Annotated in this window: 13 protein-coding genes; 8 read left to right on the top strand and 5 right to left on the bottom strand. The window is 69.7% G+C overall.

All coding sequences use genetic code 11. The features are described 5' to 3' along the window. Window positions 1-82: 82 nt before the first annotated feature. Window positions 83-1,105, bottom strand: coding sequence for a LacI family DNA-binding transcriptional regulator (locus K3N28_RS00065; RefSeq protein ID WP_228090435.1), 1,023 nt, complete (start codon window positions 1,103-1,105; stop codon window positions 83-85). Window positions 1,106-1,434: 329 nt separating this feature from the next. Between K3N28_RS00065 and K3N28_RS00060 the strand changes: the two genes are divergently transcribed. Genes K3N28_RS00060 through K3N28_RS00050 form a run of 3 tightly spaced genes read left to right on the top strand, consistent with a single transcriptional unit; the run spans window position 1,435 to window position 4,987 of the window. Continuing rightward, window positions 1,435-3,093, top strand: a complete 1,659-nt coding sequence (locus tag K3N28_RS00060) for an extracellular solute-binding protein (RefSeq protein ID WP_228090434.1) — start codon at window positions 1,435-1,437, stop codon at window positions 3,091-3,093. Then, the gene (locus K3N28_RS00055) at window positions 3,090-4,070 is read left to right on the top strand and encodes a sugar ABC transporter permease (RefSeq protein WP_228090433.1); all 981 of its coding nucleotides are present in this window, start codon (window positions 3,090-3,092) and stop codon (window positions 4,068-4,070) included. Before K3N28_RS00060 ends, K3N28_RS00055 begins: the two co-directional genes overlap by 4 nt. After that, a complete protein-coding gene (locus K3N28_RS00050; protein ID WP_228090432.1) occupies window positions 4,070-4,987 on the top strand; it encodes a carbohydrate ABC transporter permease in 918 nt (305 codons plus the stop codon). Before K3N28_RS00055 ends, K3N28_RS00050 begins: the two co-directional genes overlap by 1 nt. 110 nt (window positions 4,988-5,097) lie before the next feature. Here K3N28_RS00050 and K3N28_RS00045 read toward each other — a convergent pair whose 3' ends face one another. Continuing rightward, the gene (locus K3N28_RS00045; RefSeq protein ID WP_228090431.1) at window positions 5,098-6,408 is read right to left on the bottom strand and encodes an alginate lyase family protein; all 1,311 of its coding nucleotides are present in this window, start codon (window positions 6,406-6,408) and stop codon (window positions 5,098-5,100) included. 318 nt (window positions 6,409-6,726) lie between these two features. On the opposite strand from K3N28_RS00045, the gene K3N28_RS00040 reads away from it, so the two are divergent. Continuing rightward, the gene (locus K3N28_RS00040; protein WP_228090430.1) at window positions 6,727-7,731 is read left to right on the top strand and encodes a hydroxyacid dehydrogenase; all 1,005 of its coding nucleotides are present in this window, start codon (window positions 6,727-6,729) and stop codon (window positions 7,729-7,731) included. Window positions 7,732-7,824: 93 nt separating this feature from the next. Here the strand turns inward: K3N28_RS00040 and K3N28_RS00035 are convergent, their stop codons facing one another. Next, on the bottom strand, window positions 7,825-11,331 hold the full coding sequence (locus tag K3N28_RS00035) for a putative Ig domain-containing protein (protein WP_228090429.1): 3,507 nt from the start codon (window positions 11,329-11,331) through the stop codon (window positions 7,825-7,827). A gap of 304 nt (window positions 11,332-11,635) precedes the next feature. Between K3N28_RS00035 and K3N28_RS00030 the strand changes: the two genes are divergently transcribed. From K3N28_RS00030 to K3N28_RS00020, 3 genes are read left to right on the top strand one after another with little or no spacing between them, the layout of a single operon-like run. Continuing rightward, window positions 11,636-12,469: a CPBP family intramembrane glutamic endopeptidase gene (locus K3N28_RS00030; protein WP_228090428.1), complete on the top strand. Its 834-nt coding sequence runs from the start codon at window positions 11,636-11,638 to the stop codon at window positions 12,467-12,469. Then, window positions 12,466-13,620 (top strand): sensor histidine kinase, encoded by a 1,155-nt coding sequence (locus K3N28_RS00025; protein WP_228090427.1) that lies wholly within the window; start codon window positions 12,466-12,468, stop codon window positions 13,618-13,620. Before K3N28_RS00030 ends, K3N28_RS00025 begins: the two co-directional genes overlap by 4 nt. Then, window positions 13,617-14,276, top strand: a complete 660-nt coding sequence (locus tag K3N28_RS00020) for a response regulator transcription factor (protein WP_228090426.1) — start codon at window positions 13,617-13,619, stop codon at window positions 14,274-14,276. The genes K3N28_RS00025 and K3N28_RS00020 overlap by 4 nt, the downstream gene beginning before the upstream one ends. A gap of 61 nt (window positions 14,277-14,337) precedes the next feature. On the opposite strand, the gene K3N28_RS00015 is transcribed toward K3N28_RS00020, so the two are convergent. Continuing rightward, the gene (locus K3N28_RS00015; RefSeq protein WP_228090425.1) at window positions 14,338-14,799 is read right to left on the bottom strand and encodes an AraC family transcriptional regulator; all 462 of its coding nucleotides are present in this window, start codon (window positions 14,797-14,799) and stop codon (window positions 14,338-14,340) included. Between the two features lie 18 nt (window positions 14,800-14,817). Here K3N28_RS00015 and K3N28_RS00010 point away from each other — a divergent pair, with 18 nt between their 5' ends. After that, on the top strand, window positions 14,818-14,979 hold the full coding sequence (locus K3N28_RS00010) for a hypothetical protein (RefSeq protein ID WP_228090424.1): 162 nt from the start codon (window positions 14,818-14,820) through the stop codon (window positions 14,977-14,979). 155 nt (window positions 14,980-15,134) lie between these two features. On the opposite strand, the gene K3N28_RS00005 is transcribed toward K3N28_RS00010, so the two are convergent. Further along, window positions 15,135-16,607, bottom strand: coding sequence for an RICIN domain-containing protein (locus tag K3N28_RS00005; protein WP_228090423.1), 1,473 nt, complete (start codon window positions 16,605-16,607; stop codon window positions 15,135-15,137). Between the last annotated feature and the right edge of the window lie 426 nt (window positions 16,608-17,033).

The following is a 17,033-nucleotide window of genomic DNA, read 5'->3' as shown; positions in this document are numbered from 1 at the left end:
ACGATGCTCGAAAAATGATCATCACATCGGCATCCCCCACGGCGAGGCGAGCCGCACGGTGAAAACGGCGCCTGGGGAGCGGTCAGCGGCGAGGCGGCGCGGTGGACTCCCGCACCACCAGCTGCGGGGTCGCCACCGAGGTCTCCAGGTCGGTCTCTCCGTCGAGGAGCCGGGACAGCAGATGGAACGCCCGCGAACCGAGGTCCTCGAAGTCCTGGTCGACCGTGGTCAGCGAAGGGCGCCAGAGGCCGACGAGCGGCTGGTCGTCGAAGCCGACCACTGAGACGTCCCCGGGGACGTCGAGCCCTCGGTCGGACAGCGCCCGCATGGCGCCGAGCGCGATCTCGTCGTTGCTGCAGAAGACCGCGGTGACGTCGTCGCGGCCGACGAGCCGCTCGCCCCAGTGGTAGCCCGACCTCGCGTCCCAGTCGGCGGGCATGACCTCGGGGACCGGCGCGCCGGCCGCCTGCAGGGCGGCGCGCCAGCCCTCGGTCCGGCCCGAGCGCTTGCCATGGGTCGGACCGGCGATGTGGTGGACGGTCTCATGCCCCAGGCGCAGCAGGTACTCCGTCAACTGGCGCCCGGCGGCCTCCTCGTCGATGAGCGCGGCCGGGACGCCGTCCGCACGTCCCGATCCGCCTCCCGCGACGACGAACGGCAGGCCCTCGGGCAGCGACTGGGCGGCTCTGATCCCGGCGAGGTCGAACTCCAGCACGACGGCGCCCGCGGTGGGCTGGCACAGCGCCAAGTCGATCGCGCGCATCACCCGCTCGTCGTCGGCCGACTCGACCACCGCGATCGACACGGCCATCCCCGCCGTCCGGGCCGCGGTCTCGATGCCCTGGATGGTGCGGGCGTAACCGTAGTTCGACGTGGTGACCCCAGCGACTATCGAGACGAGGGTGCGCTGTTTGGAGCGCAGTGAGCGAGCCGCGCTGTTGGGGCGGTATCCGAGCTGCTTCACGGCCGCCTGCACTCGCTGCGTCAGTTCGGGGGCGACGAATTTCGTCCCGTTCAGCACGCGCGAGACGGTCGGCACCGACACCCCCGCCGCCTTGGCGACGTCGGCGAGCACGGGAGCGCGGTACGGCTTCGAGGAGGTCATGCTCCCCAGGATACGAGATCGGGAAATCAGGAAAGACGCCGAGTCGATCTATGGGATCTACGTTTTCTCATAGATCGGGCAGAGCGGTCGATCGCCTTCGCGATCGAAGGTCTCTCTATGCAGCGTCTTGAACAGGTGTTACATGAAATCCTGACGCATCGGACTCTAGCGATGCCGAGCTTTCCTCAGTCACACCATTGACCGCCGTTGAAGTCGCTGATAACCTTCTCCCACTGAAGTCCACCCGAGCTCGGTTGCTTCGTTATCCGCCCTGGCGCCTCCCCTCGATCCGGCGCGCCGATCCCACCATCATCAGGAGGACCCCTCTCATGGTCGAATTCTCACGCCGCAGGCTCCTCGGCGCAGTGGGCGCCGCAGCCGCGGCCGCCACCGTCGGGAGCACCGCCGCCGGATGCTCGGGCAGCGCCGGCGGCTCCGCGGGCGGCGACTACGACATGCCCACGTACCAACCCGCGCCCGACCTCGACGTGCAGCCCCATTTCGCCACCGAGACGCCCGGCATGGAGCACGTCTACACGGACTACCCGAAGACCTGGTTCAAGTCGGTCGACCGCGAACCCGGCTCCGGCGGGAAGGTCACCACCTTCCAGCTCACGTGGGGCGACCCGTCGAAACCCCTCGAAGACGGCAACCAGTACTGGGCCGAACTCAACGAGCGTCTCGGCGTCAGCTTCGAGCCGCAGTTCGTGCCGCAGCCGGTGTTCGACCAGAAGTTCGCGACCATGCTCGCCTCCGGCGAGGTCCCCGACCTGGTCTTCGTCAACGACCAGTCTGCGGTGAACCTCCAGGGCATCCGCGACGGCGCCTTCGCCGACCTCTCCGAAGTCCTCTCGGGCGACAACATCCTCAAGTGGCCCAACCTGGCCGCGCGCAAAGAGGAGATCTGGCAGGCCAGTCTCAAGGACGGCCGCATCTACCAGATCCCCTCCCCCGTGTGGGCCTTGACGAACCTGCCGGTCATGCGCACCGACCTGGTGGACCAGACCGCCGTGGGACGCGCCCCCGCCGACGCCGACCAGCTGCTCGCCATGCTCAAAGAGGTGTCCGCGCTCGGCTCGGGCCCCGGCGGCCAGCAGGTCTACGGCGTCAACAAGTACGACCCGATCATGTGGTACCGCCTGTTCAAGGTCGGCCCCGACTGGCAGCTCGACGACGACGGCGAGCTCGTGCTGTCGGCGACGACCGACCGGTACCGGCAGATGCTCACCTGGCTCGCGCAGGCGTGGGCCGAGGGCGTGTTCGATCCGGTCGCCATGACCACCAACCCCGCCGACATCGTCTCCGGGGCGGCGCTGGCCTACAAGGCGGTCGGCGAGACGGCCGTCAGCGCGGACGGTTTCGCGCTCTGGGAGGCGGACCTCCCGGGAGCGGCCTACGACTTCTTCGACATGCCGGGCTTCGACGGCTCCGGGCAGCTCGTCGTGCGCAACATCCCTTATGGCAAGTCGACCTGCGTGTCCGCCGCCGCGGCCGAGGACGAGGACCGCCTCACCGAGATCCTCAACGTGCTCGACTACCTCTCGGCGCCGTTCGGCTCCGAGGAGGCGCTGTTCGTCGCCTGGGGCCAGGAAGGGCGGCACTACGAGTTCGACGCGAACGGCATCCCGGTGCCGACCGGCGACGACCTGAACGAACTGGGCGTGCAGTACGTGGGCGTGACCAGCGGTGACAACTCCTATCGCGTGCACCCCAACCAGAGCGTCTGGCTCGACTCGTTCGTCCAGGTCATGGAGTCCATGGCGCAGCACTCGATCGCGCGGCCGCTCGAAGGACTCGAAGGCGCGTCGGACACCTTCGTGACGAAGGGCGCCCAGCTCCGGCAGCTCTGGGACGACTTCGAACGCGGCGTGATCACCGGCCGCGAGAGCGTCGACGACCTGGAGTCCTTCGTGGACAACTTCATGTCGCAGGGGGGCACCATGGTGCGCGACGAGTACACGCAAGCGCTCAAGGACGCCGGCAAGTGAGCGTGCAGACCGCCGCCGGCCCGGGGACCCGCGCCTCGCGGGCCCCGGGGCCCGAACCACGCCGTCCGCGGCGCCGACTCTCGCTGCGGCAACGGATCTGGCGCGAGCGCTGGACCTACACCTTCATCCTCCCCGGAGCCCTCTTCTTCCTGGTGTTCGCGTACGTGCCGATGCTCGGCAACGTGGTCGCGTTCCAGGACTACACGCCGTTCCGCGGCATCGACGGCTCGCCCTGGGTCGGCTTCGCGAACTTCACGGCCATCTTCCAGGACCCGGAGGTCCTGACGGCCCTGCGGAACACGCTGATCATCGCGTTCCTGCAGCTGGTGTTCGCGTTCCCGGCGCCGATCGCGCTCGCGCTCCTGCTGCACTCGCTGCTCTCCGAGCGCGTGAAGCGGCTGGTGCAGACCATCGTGTACCTGCCGCACTTCCTCTCGTGGGTCATCGTCATCTCGGTGTGGCAGCAGGTCTTGGGCGGGGGCGGGCTGGTCGCCGGCCTCATGCAGGACTGGGGGATGGGCGGCTTCGACGCCATGACGAACGCCGACACCTTCAAGTTCCTCGTGGTCGCCCAGAACGTCTGGAAGGACTGCGGCTGGGGGACCATCATCTTCTTCGCGGCGATCGCGGGGATCCCCTCGGAGCGTTACGAGGCCGCCGCGATCGACGGGGCGTCGGGGTGGCAGCGGACCTGCCACGTGACCCTCCCCGCGCTGATCCCGGTGACGACACTCCTGCTCATCCTCAACATCGGCTCGATCCTCACCGTCGGTTTCGAACAGCTGCTGCTGCAGCAGCCCATGGTCGGCGCGGACGCGGCCCAGGTATTGGACACCTTCGTGTACTTCCGAGGCGTGCTCGGCGGCCAATGGGGCATCGCCACCGCGGCGGGGCTGCTCAAGGGCGTCATCGGCACCATCCTGGTGCTGTCCGCGAACAAGCTCGCCAAGCGGATGGGCGGAGAGGGGATCTTCTGATGGCCACGACGACAATGACGCGCTCCCGGCAGGCCGAAGGAGGGCGACCGCCGTGGATGAACCCGCCCTCGCCCCTGGTCCGGGGCATCAAGGCATTGGTGATCGCCCTGATCGTGATCACGATGCTCTACCCGCTGGTGTACGTCATCGCGATGAGCTTCGCCGCTCCGGAGCAGGCCCGCTCCGGCGTCGTGTTCCCGACCCGCTACTCGCTCGACGCCTACCGCGCGATATTCAACGGCGGCACTGTGACCCAGGGTCTCCAGAACTCCCTGTTCATCACCGTGGTCGGCACGGTCCTGTCCCTCGCGGCGACCTCGACGCTCGCCTGGGGTCTGGCCCGCACGAGACAGGTCCCGGGTGCGAAGGCCGTGCTCATCATGGTGCTGGCGACGATGTTCTTCGGCGCGGGCATCATCCCGAACTTCATGCTCATCAAGTACCTGGGCCTGCTCGACTCCACCTGGTCGCTCATCGTCCCGGGACTGATCTCGGCGTTCAACATGATCGTGATCAGGAACTTCTTCCAGAACCTGCCCGAGGAGCTCATCGAGGCGGCCCGCATCGACGGCGCCGGCGAATGGCGGATCTTCCTGCGGATCGTCCTGCCGCTCTCGAAGCCGGTGCTGGCGGTGATGGGCCTGTTCTACGCGGTGGGCTACTGGAACACGTACTTCAATGCGCTGCTGTACATCAACGACAGCGAGAAGTGGCCGATCCAGGTCGTGCTCCAGCAGTACGTGCTCGCGGGCGTGGCGATCCCGGGCGCGGTGGTCTCACCCGACCAGCCCGCACCGCCGGGCGTGACCCTCCAGATGGCGGTCATCGTGCTCGCCACGGTCCCGATCCTCCTCGTCTACCCGTTCCTCCAGCGCTACTTCACCTCAGGCGTCCTCACCGGAGCGATCAAGGGCTGAACGCCGGCGAAGCCGGGCCGGTCGTCGAGTCGGGGACGACCGGCCCTTTCGCCCTCGGCCTCGCCGTTCGGCGCGTCGGCGGACGCCGGCGCCGTGCGCGGTGCCCCGCCTCAGAGCGGGGTCAGGTCGTCGGGGATGTCGTTCCAGTGGAGCCGGACGTGGGTGAGGGTGCCGAACCCCAAGGCGTCATAGCCGCCCGAGTTGGGGTTGTAGTCCCCGCCGCCGCCCTCGGGGCTTTCCTTTCCGGCCATCTCGGCCACGTTCGGCATCGCGAATCCCCGCCGCTGGGTGTAGTGGCCGTAGACCATCTCCCACACCGGGCGCCGCTCCCCGCGGGCGCTGGAGGAGATCACGGTGTGCTCCCGGTAGTCGCAGTTGGCGCCGAGCCCCCAGCTGTACCGGGTGAACGGGACGTCGCGGCCGAGGTTGTACCGCGCCACGTACTCGGCGGCTTTGGCGAAGGCATTGTCGTTGACCGAGTACAGGTCGACGCCCTGGTTCCAGGCCATCTCCATGAACGCGGCCATCAGGCCGATGCCCATGACCGAGTGCGCCTGGTCGCGGCCGGACTCCTGCCATTGGGCGAGGCCGCCGTCGTAGACGAAGGGGATCGCGTGGTCGATCGCGCCGTTGCCCGCGCCGTGGTGGAAGTAGTCCACCGCCTCGTCGAACTGCGTCCGGTCGTCGCACAGGATCCCGATGGCCATGATCGAGGCCATGTTGCACAGGTCCCAGTTGGCCCAGTAGTGGCTGTCGCAGGTGTTGTTGTGCCTGACCAGGAAGTCGCTGTTCAGCGGGTAGAAGACGTCGAGCAGCATGTCCTGGAACCGGCCCAGTTCGAAGCCGTCGTAGTCGCGGAGCAGCTCGCCGACGTTGGCGAACTGGAACCCGTAGATGCCCGAGGCGAGGCGGGAGTCGGAGTGGGTGGGGTCGATGGACTTCAGGGTCCGCGACCACGCGTTGCAGATGTCGCGGGCGGTGTCGCCGTGCGCGGTGTCGCCGGTGATCTTCCAACGCAGCGCGTTCTGGTAGGCCGCGGCGATGTCGAGGAAGAGCTGGGCGTAGTTCTCCGCTTGGCCGCCGCCGCGGACGACCACTTCGACGGGGCGGGGCTGCCAGGTGCTGTGCGAGCGGCCGTTGGCGACCAGTTTCTCCCAGCCCTGGATCCACGGGGCTCGACGGGCCTGGACCTTGGCCTTCATGCGGTCGAAGTCGGCCTGGGTGCGGAGCATCGCGGGGTGGCCCGTCCGAGCCGGAGTCGCGGACGGGTGCTCGTCTCGGGTCGCGTTCCCGCTCTGGGCCGCCGCGATGCCGAGACCGCCGAGTCCGGCGGCGGCCAGGCCCCCGGCCGCGATCGAACCGCCGAGCAGCCGCCGTCGCCGCAGGCGAGTGCCGGAGGGGGTGTGGTCGTGTTCGGACATGCTGCACCTCTGCTGCGTCACGCGGTGTGCGACGCCGGGGGAACGCCACCGCTGGATTTCTGGGATATCGATATCCCATACAGTTCAGGATAACCCTGACATTTATTCATGTCAATGGAAGAATGGATTTGCGTCGCGCTCACCTGGGCGGTCTGGCGGAACCGTCGTTCGCGGCGTTGCGCGGTCGGACCGGGCGATGACATGACCCGAGGTCGGCGCTGGTGCGTTCGAGCACCGGCTCGGGAACCGGGCTCGACAAACGAGACCGGGACTCCTATGCTAGAAAACGTTATCTCATTATCGGCAAAAAGGACTCCCATGACCGCCCGTGTCCCCTCGCTGTTCGCGATGAGCCCCGAATACCTTCCCAGGCTCTTCCCCGAACCGCTCCTGCGCCGACTCGGCGCCGTCCTCGACATCGACCCCCAGCTGGTGGCGCGGGACTTCACCGAACCCGGTGTCGCCGCACGCCTCGGCGACGTCGAGGTCATCGTCTCCGGCTGGGGCGCGCCGGCGATCGACGCCGCCGTGCTCGAAGCGGCCCCCAAGCTCCGGGCGGTCCTCCATGCCGCCGGGAGCGTCAAGTGGATCGACGCCGCCGCCCATGAGCGCGGCGTCGCGGTCGCGTCGGCCGTGGCGGCCAACGCGGTGCCGGTGGCCGAGTACACGCTCGCCGCCGTCCTGATGGCGGGCAAGGGCCTGTTCGGCATGCGCGAGCGGTTCCGCGCCGAGCGCGGATTCGTGATCGGCCGGGACCACGCGGACGCCGGCAACTTCGGACGCACGGTGGGCCTGATCGGCGCGTCGAGGATCGGCCGCCGCGTCATCGAGCTGCTCCGCCCGTTCGACTTCGACGTGCTCCTGGCCGATCCGTACGTCCGCCGCGACGAGGCCGACCGCCTCGGCGTGCGTCTGGCCGAAGTGGACGATCTGGTGGCCGAGTCCGACATCGTCTCGCTCCACGCCCCCGACCTCCCCGAGACCCGCCACCTGATCGACGCCGGCCGCCTGGCCGCGATGAAGGACGGCGCGGTGCTCGTCAACACCGCTCGCGGCAACCTGGTCGACACCGACGCGCTCGTGGCCCGACTCCGGACGGGCCGGATCTCGGCGGTCCTCGACGTGACCGCGCCCGAACCCCTCCCGGCCGACTCGCCCCTGTTCGACCTGCCGAACGTGTTCCTCACCCCGCACGTGGCCGGATCCCAGGGCAACGAGCTGGCGCGCATGGGCCTGTACATCGTCGAGGAGGCCGAACGCCTGGCCGCCGGCGAACCGCTCCTGCACGCGATCGACCCCGCCACCCTCTGGAAGCAGGCATGAGGATCGGCCGCAGCGGCACCGAGGAACCCGGGCCGGCGCGAGTCTGAACGGAAAGGGGGCCGCGTCCGTCGCGGCCCCCCTTCCCTATGACGCCTAGCGGGCGAATTCCAGGGCTTCACCGCCGGAGTCGGCGGCCGAGACGCGGTAGTCGCCGTAGAGCCGCAGCTCGGCGATGCCGATGATGTTGCCGTTGCTGACGCGCAGGTACCGGTAGGAGCCGTCGTCGCGCGAAGGCAGATCCTGCCAGTCGAGCGTCGGCCGGCTCGGATCGGTCAGCCTGGTCCAGTTCTCCAGGTCGTTCGAGCCTTCGAGCACCTGGCTCCACATGCGGGAGAGGCCGTACCCGTCTTGGCGCGGCCGGAGCGCCGCCCGGTCGAGCGAGACGGACCCGCCCTCTCCGAAGTCCCAGATCAGGTAGTACTCGCCGCCGATCGCCCGCACGTCGCTGGCGCTGGCCAGGTTTCCGTCGGTCATGGCGTCGGCGTGCCGTTGGAGCTCCGGAGCGGGGGCGCCGTCGATGCCGACGACCTGTCCCAGGGCGGCCAGATCGATGAGGTCGCGCTGGTCCGAGACGAACAGCGTCGACCCGTCGGTGGTGCCGTGGAAGGTGTCGGCGACGGTGCCGTCCGCGGCGGTGTAATCGATGCGCACGGTGGCCTCCCGGCCGCCCGTCACCTCGCCGAGCACCGTAGTGGCGGTCCAGTGCAGACCGTCCTCGCTGGTGACGTCGGCGGCCTGCCCGGCGATGGCGACCTCCACGTCGCTGATCGGCGCGTCGCCGGTGAAGGTCGCGGTGACGGTGTCGCCGCTCGTCACCATGCCGATGACGGCGTCGTCCGAGGCCAGGGAGGCCTCGGCGATGTCGTTCACCGCCTCGGACCGCTCGCCGTGGATCCGCAGCTCCGCCAGCGAGAAGATGTGGAGGTGGCCGACCGGCTCACCGGGTTCGTCGACCTGGACCTTCAGGAAGCGGAACTCCTCGCCCGCGTGCTCGGCGAGGACCGGGAGGCGCTCCATCGCGTTGGTGTTCGCGGTCGGACGCTCGGTCAGGAGCGTCCAGTCCGCGCCGTCGAGCGAGCCGTACACGTTCGCTCCCTGGTACCGCGTGGGGAAGGCGTGCCGGGCCTGGAGATCGAACGCCTCGGCCGTCACGCGGTGATCCGGTCCGAAGTCGAGGGTGAAGAACGTGCCGAGCAGGTCGCCGGCGAACGAGGTGTTGTCGCCGTCGGCCAGGGCCTCCACCGCGCCGGCGGTGATCACCGTCGGCGTGACGATGCCCCGGTAGTCCAACGTCCCGTCCGCCAGGCGCGGATTGAGCAGTCTGAGCGCGTCGACGGCGTCCAGCAGCGCTTCGAAGGCCTCGCGGTACTCCTCATCCGTGCCGTGCTCGCTCGCGTCCCTCGCCGCGGCCAGCGCGGCCTCGAAGGCCTCGCGGGTCTCGGTGGTGTAGACGGCGTCCCCGTCGACGCCGTCGGCGACGGCCGCGTCGATCATCTTGGGCCGGTTCTTGGCCACCACCAGTTCGAACGTCCGGGCGGTGACGGACTCGCCGTCGTCGGCGACGATCTGGACGTCGTATCGGCCCCGATCGCGGGGGGCGGGCGTCCAGGCGAGGGTCCCGGTCCCGGGGTCGAGCGACGCCCCCTCGGGGAGGCCGGCGGCGGTGTAGGCGACGCCTCCGCCCTCGTCGGCCGCGGCGAGGTCGAACGCGGAAGCCGCGCCGGACCTGAGGTAGTAGCGGTCCCGGGTCTGCTCGAACCGGGGAGCGGTCAGGGCGCTCTCGGCCCTGAACACGACGGTATCGAAGTCCACTGTGGTATCGCCATCGCCGGTCACGCGGTAGAAGTCCACGTTCGAGCCGGCGGCCGGATAGGTCACGTACCGCCATTCGCCTCCGGTATCGGGCAGTTCCACGGTGGCGATGGTGTCCGGTTCGGGCTCGAGCGGGTTCAGCCCCGACGGCGCCTCTTTGTCCCGCACTTCGAGCAGGGCCGGTCCGTCGGTCCGCACCCGCAGCCCCATGTGGGAACCGCCCGGGTGCATCAGGCGGCTGACCGCGCTGGTGGTGCCGTCCTCGCTCGCGGTGGCGCGGGCGAACGCGGCGCCGTCCTCGGTGACGATCTCGGTGCCGTCGTCGAGCGGGAGCGCGTGGCGGCCGAAACTGACCGCGGTGGCCTCCACCGGTGCGGGCTCGGTCCCGGCGATCTCGGGCGGGAAGGCGACCCAGTACTCGACGCTCTTGTCGCCGGGGGCCCAGAAGTTCTGCACGCCGGTGCCGTAGTGGTAGAACGGCCCGTCCATGCGCTCGTGCAGCTCGGCCAGGTGCGGCGCCTCCGCCTCGACGTCCACGCCCTCGCGATACCGGTACTGGTAGTACAGCTCCGACAGGGGGTTGAACACCCGGCCCCGGTAGGCCTGGGAGAGCGTGCCGCCGGTGTCGCGCTCGTCGACCCAGGGGATGGGGGCGCCCATCATGAACCCGTAGAACGCGTCGGCGCCTTCGAGCAGGCGGTTGTCGAGGAACTGGTAGGCGGTGACGGCGTCCTCGGCGGTCGAGACGGTCCCGTCGTCGGGGTCCACTTCGGTGCCCTGCACGTCGAGGAAGCGGGCCAGGGCGGCGAAGTTGTCGATGTTGCACTCGCCGTGCGCCTGGTCGCGGCCCATCTCGCGGACCTGCACGAAGCCCTCGCCGTACGGGTTGAGCGGGTGGTCGGCCTCGATGTAGGGCATCTGCGGGGCCATCGCGCCGTTGTCGTAGCCGTCGTAGGCGGCGTTGACGGTGAACCACTCGACGCCCTTGGCGTAGCCCTCGGCGTCGTCCGCGTAGATCGCGGTCGCGATGCGGCCGTAGAGCCCGAAGTTGTGCTGGTTCATCCAGCGCTCGTTGGAGGCGTTGAAGACCTCCACGATCGGGTTCGCCAGGTTCCCCAGGAGCCGTTCGTCGTCCTCGGCGGTCCAGGTGACGCTGTAGCCGTCGTGCTCCCCGGGCGTGTCGTCCTCGACCGGATCGGTGGCGCGGACGATCTCGGCGGCCATGAGGAACTGCGACAGCGGCTTCCCGGTGTGGATGTGGGCGTCGGGGAAGTACGCGTACCCGTCGGGGTGCATGTTGGACCAGGTGCGCAGGCCCATGATCGCGCCCTTGCGGTAGATCTCGTCGCCGGTCATGGTCCACAGGAGGGCCTGGGTGAGCACGCCGAAGGAGTCGCGCGTGAAGCGTCCGCGCAGGGTCCCCTCGTTGAAGTTCGCGGTGACCGGGACCTCCGGTCGGCCGCGGACCATGTTGTCCACGGTGTACCCCTCTGCGGCCCAGGGCCGCACCTGGGTCATCGCATCGAAGTAGGAGGCCCACGGCTCTTGGCCGGAACGGACCATCTCCTGGGCGTTGCGCAGGTCCGCGGCGGAGAGGCCCACGCCGGGGTGCACGAATCCGGCGTCGCTGACGGTCTCGTTGATCCCCACCACGTGGTCGGTGAGCAGGTGCTCGTAGTCTGCGGCCTGAGCGGGCGCGGCGGGCGCCGTGACCAGGCCGACCGCCAAGGCCAGGGCGGTGAGGGGGGCGAACGGACGCCGTCGCCGACGTCTCTCGACTTGCATCATCGCAAGGATCCTTCCATGAGGATATCGTTATCCTTCGATGGATAACGATATCCTCATGTGTGGCGGGAAACAAGACCTGCGGTCGCGGTTCTCCCGGTCGCTTCGGGCCTCGGCCCGCGAGGCGGTGCGCGGCCCGGAGTCCGGCCCGCGGCCCGAGACCGGGCCGGAGCGGTGCTTTCCGGGTCCGTCCCCCGTGCGAGCTACGCGCAAGTGTCAACTTCACAGGGACGACGCCGCCCGGTTCCGTCCGTAGCGTTCCTCCCAGCCGCGGCGCCCCCGCCGCGGATCCGGGAAGGAAATGTGCATGAGACTGGTATGGCAATTCTTGGCGGTCATGGTGATCACGCTCGTCGGCGGGCTGGCCATGGTGGCGTTCGAGGACCGCCAGTGGGCGGCCCTCGCGACCGGCCTCGCCACGGCCGTGCTCTCGGTGATCGTCTACCGGTGGATCGTCCGTCTCACCGAGCGCCGCGCGGTCACCGAGCTCGGCCGGGACGGCGCGGTCGTCAAGACGGGTTGGGGAACGCTGTTCGGCATGGTGCTCTTCGGCCTCGTCATCCTCAACATCGCCTTCCTCGGTCACTACAAAGTGGACGGCATCGGCGATCCCGAGGCCATGATCGGCCTGCTCGGATTCATGGCGGCCGCCGCCGTGACCGAGGAGCTGCTGTTCCGCGGCGTGCTGTTCCGCATCATGGAGCAATGGTCGGGGACCTGGATCGCCTTGGCGGTCACGAGCGTCCTGTTCGGCGGCATACACCTGATCAACCCCAACGCGAGCCTGTGGGGCGCCCTCGCCATCGCGATCGAGGCCGGCGGCATGCTCGGCGCCGCCTACATCGCCACCCGCAACCTGTGGGTCCCCATCGGCATCCACTTCGGCTGGAACATCGCCGCTTCCGCGATCTTCAGCACCGAGGTCTCCGGCAACGGCACCCCGCAGGGCCTCCTCGACGCGGCCACCTCCGGCCCGACGCTCGTCTCCGGCGGCGACTTCGGACCCGAGGGCAGCCTCTACGCGGTCGTGTTCGGCATCGTGACGACCGTCGTCTTCCTGTGGCTGGCGAAGCGGCGCGGCCGTCTCGTGCCTTTCCGGCGCGCCGCCCGCGCCGAAGCCGTCGCTAGACTGCCCCGGTGAACACCCTTCGGCGGCTCCCGGAGCGGTGGCGTCGACTCGACGTCACGGTCCGGGACCTCCCACTCGGTCTGCTGTTCGCCGTCCTCTCGCTCATGCCCTTCCTCGAAGGGCACGAGACGCAGGTCGGCGATCTGCCCTCGAACCCGTTCGGCCCCATGACGGTCGTGGTGCTCGTCCTCCTGTGCCTCCCGCTGGCCGTCCGGCGCCGGTGGCCGGGGGTCTGCCTGGCCCTGGTGTCGCTCGGGTTCGCCGTCTCCATGCTCGGCAGCCACCACCTCGTCGCCGGCACCACCCTGGCGATCGCCCTCATCAGTGCGGGCGCCCACTTGGAGCGGTACCGCCGGACGGCCGCGGCCCTCCTCACGGTCGCCTATCTCGCCGTCGCGCTCGCACTCGTCGATCTCGGCTCAACCGAGAGCCCGGGCGACTTCGCCGTGTTCTACCTCCTGGCCGCCGCCGCATGGGGGACCGGGGCCTGGCTGCGCTCGACCCGGGCGGCCGAGGCCGAGCGCCGCCGCCACGTCGCCGCGGCCACCCGTGCCGCCGAACGGGCGAGCATCGCCCGTGAGCTGCACGACGTCGTGACCCACCACGTCACCGCGATGGTCGTGCAGGCCGAGGCGGCACGGTACCTGACCGGCGCGCCCGACCGCCTCGACCAGGCGCTGAAGGCCGTGGGCGAGACCGGCAGGCGCGCCACCACCGATCTGCGGCACCTGCTCGACCTGCTCGAGCCGGACCACGGCGGCGAGTCGCGCACCCCGCCGGTCGGCAGGCTGCTGACGCTCGTGGAGCAGACGCGCCGAGCCGGCCAGCCCATGGAGTTCGCCGAAGAGGGCACGCCGCCGGTCTCCACCGGCAGCGCCGACCTCGTGGCCTACCGAATCGTCCAAGAAGCCCTCACGAACGCCCTCAAGCACGCCCACGGCACCCCCACCGCCGTGCGCGTGCGCCACCGCGAAAGCGAGATCACCGTGGAAGTCAGCACCGAAGGCCCCGGTTCGGCGTCCGCGGTCGCCGCCGGGAGCGGACGCGGCCTCGCCGGCCTCCGCGAACGGGTCGACCTCCTCGGCGGCGACTTCGAGGCGGGTCCGCGCACGGACGGCGGATTCGTCGTGCGGGCGCGCATCCCCGCGGGGACGCCGTCGTGACGGCGTCGATCCTGGTGCTGGTCTGCGACGACCAGATGCTCGTCCGCACCGGTCTGGTGACGATCGTCGACGCCCAGCCCGACCTCGCGGTGGTGGGCGAGTGCGGGGACGGGCAGGCCGCGGTCGACCTGGCCGAGCGCCTGCGCCCCGACGTCGTGCTCATGGACGTCCGCATGCCGGTGCTCGACGGCATCGAGGCCACCCGCAAGCTCGCCGGCGCCGGGGTGGCCGACCCGGTCAAGGTCCTGGTGCTGACCACGTTCAATCTGGACGAATACGTCTACGAGGCGCTGCGCGCCGGGGCGAGCGGCTTCCTGCTCAAGGACGCGCCCCCAGTGCATCTGCTCCAGGGGATCCGCACCGTCGCGACCGGCGCGGCGCTGCTCGACCCCGAAGTCACGCGCGCGCTCGTCGGCCGGTACGCCGCTCGCATCCGGCCCGCCGACGGCACCCCGCCCGACAATCCCCTGACGCCGAGGGAACTGGAGGTCCTGCGCCTCATCGCGGACGGCCGCTCCAACGGCGAGATCGCCGCGGCCCTGGTCATCAGCCCCGAGACGGTGAAGACCTTCGTGTCCCGCATCCTGACCAAACTGGGCCTGCGCGACCGGGTCCAAGCCGTCGTCTACGCCTACCGCCACGGCCTGGTCACCTGACCGGTCGGCATCGATCCGATCGCCGATACACACTCCAATGTGGAGTTAATCGACCGCGTCGTCACGTTCCCGTCGGCCGGGATCGGTAAGCGGTCGGGGACATGTCGTGGAGGCGGGTGAACTGCCGGGAGAAGTACATCGGGTCGTCGTAGCCGGCCTCGCGGGCTACGGCGGTGACGGGCAGGCGGGTGCCGTCGAGGAGCTCCCGGGCGCGGGCCATGCGCAGCTGCACCTGGAACTGCAGCGGGGTGACGCCGAGCCGCTCACGAAACAGCGCGGTGAGCTGCGACGGGCTCAGCCCGACCATCGAAGCGAGCGCGGTGATCGAGGTGCGGCGCGGCGCGGTGGCCCGCAGGTGCTCGGCGGCGCGTTCGAGCGGGTTCGTCTCCGACCCGGGCCCGCGCCGACCGGTGGCGATCACCTGCGTGAGCGCGTGCCAGGCGGCGCCCGTGGCCTGGATCGACGCCGAAGTGGTGATGCCGGCGTCGAGCGCGTCGATGACCTGCGAGACCAGGCTCGCCACCGGCGCCGGGTCCCTGAGATGCGTGACGGGGCCGCTCGACGCCACGTGCGCCGTCCGGACCAGGTCGGCGGCGTCGACGCCCGTGGCTCCCTGGTGTGCTCCAACGCCGCTCCGCAGCACGCGATGTGGGCCGACGAGGACCTGCAGCGCGAGTGCAACGCCCTGCTGCGCAAAGGATGACCGAGCGCCGAAGGCCGGCGCCCCCAGCCCTTCGCAGCCGCCGGCGATCTCATGCGAGGGGACGACGCCCCTGAGCGCTCGGTCGTTCGGACGGCGCGGACCGCGGGGCGGACCCGATCTCGGGTCCGCCCCGCGGACACTCCCCGGGCAAAGCCCTAGTAGGCGTTCTGCAGTGCGTCGTACTGCGCCGCGGTCAGCGGCAGGATCATGCCGTGGCGCGGACGCCCCGGCAGGCTGTAGTTCGACGAGGGCGTCCACTGGCCCCCGGCCAGGTTCGTCGTCTCGAACGGAATGTAGCCGCGGCCGCCGTACTCATCGATGAACATGTACCACTTGTTCTCGGTGTTCGACTTGAACACGAGCGGGCCCTCGCCCTGGTTGACGGTGCCGCTGCCGATGCAGTCGCGCTGGAAGCCCCAGTTCGTGTTCGTCAGGGTCGTCGAGGTCTCGGAGAGGATGAACTTGCCGCACGCGGTGCCGCTGCGCTCGTCCTTGGTGTAGCGGTAGTACACGCCGTCGGCCCGGGTCACCGTGGAGTCGATCGTGGAGTAACCCTTGTCGACCCACACCTGCGGCGTGCTGAACGTGCGGAAGTCGGTCGTGGTCGCGTACATCATCCGGTGGTACGAGCTGCCCGAATGGTCGGCGTCGGCGTACAGCTTCGAGGCCCAGTAGACGACGAAGGCGTTGCGGGCCGGGTCCCAGTACGCCTCGGGCGCCCAGGTGTTGCCCGCCGCGGGCGGCGAGACCTGCGCCAGGCGCGAGGAGGTCCAGGTGATCAGGTCGCTCGACTCCCACACGACCAGGGAGCGGCTCCCGTGGCGCTGGGCCCGGTCCCAGTCGCCGTTGCCGTAGATCTTCAGATCGGTGGCGATCATGTAGTACCGGCCGGTGTTCGGGTGCTGCACGATGAACGGGTCGCGGGCCCCGCGCTCGCCCACCGTGGAGGTCGCGACGGGACGGCCGCCGTTGAGCGCGTCGTAGGCGAGCGGGTTGTCGCCCCGGCTCAGCGCGAAGTACACCTGCTCGCCGTTGGCGCTGCCTTCGCCGAGCATGTAGGCGAACAGGTAACCGTAGGGTTCGGCGCCGCTGGAGCCGCCGGCCGGCGTCAGGCGCCACTGCTGGTTCGTCCCGCCGTTCGCCGTGTACTGGGACACCCTCGCCCCGGGAGCGGTCGAGCGCTCCCAGACGTCGAGGGCCTTGCCGGAGGAGCGGCTGACGATCGAGTGGTACCCGTCGGCGTTCTCGGTGAGCCGCCATTGCTGGTTGGCGCCGTTGAGGTCGTTCCATTGGACGATGTCGGCGCCGTTGGCCGTGCTGTGCCCGGACACGTCGAGCACGTGGCCGGAGTGGCGGGCCTGGATGCGGTAGTAGCCGCCGCCGGCGTCGATGAAGCGGAACTGCTGGCTCGCGGCGGTGCTGCGGGTCTGCTGGATCAACGCCGCGCCGGGCTGCGTGGAGGCGTTCGCGATGTCCAGGACGAGCCCGGAGTGCCGCGATTCGATGGTGTACCAGGTGTTCGTGTCGATGGCGGCCTGAGCGGGCGGGGCGGCGAAGAAGACGGCGGTCAGCGCGAGCGCCGCCGCTACGGCCAGGCCCGAGAGGCGCCGACGGATGCGAGATGGCATGGGGGACTCCCGATGGTGCGGTGGGGGACGAGCGAAGGCGGGCGGCGGCCCGCCACAGAAACGTTCATAGATCTACATATATAAACTTATAGGCTCCCAGTGTAAGCGCTGTCGCTGGGCGCGCATAGGGTCGCTCGTTGTTTCGTTGCGTGGATTCTCGTTGGGAAGGCGTTGATTTCGGGGGCGTTCAGCGCTAGGCTGAACCGGTCATTGCATCGATATAATTCGATGTATCGACGGAGTCGGATCGGCCGGCCCGGCACGGTCGCGCCGCCGGCTCCGAGGCCCCGCCGCGCGGCGGCTCACCGGACACACCCATCACGGAGCGAACATGCGACCTTCCTCGACCCGCCGTCTGAAACCGTTGTCAGCATTGGCTGCGGCCGCATTGGCGGTCGTCATCTTCCTCGTCCTCAGTCCCTCCGG

This window comes from Glycomyces sp. TRM65418, from assembly GCF_019710475.1.
Classification (GTDB): Bacteria; Actinomycetota; Actinomycetes; order Mycobacteriales; family Micromonosporaceae; genus Glycomyces.
This window is presented reverse-complemented; position numbering and strand designations above follow the sequence as displayed.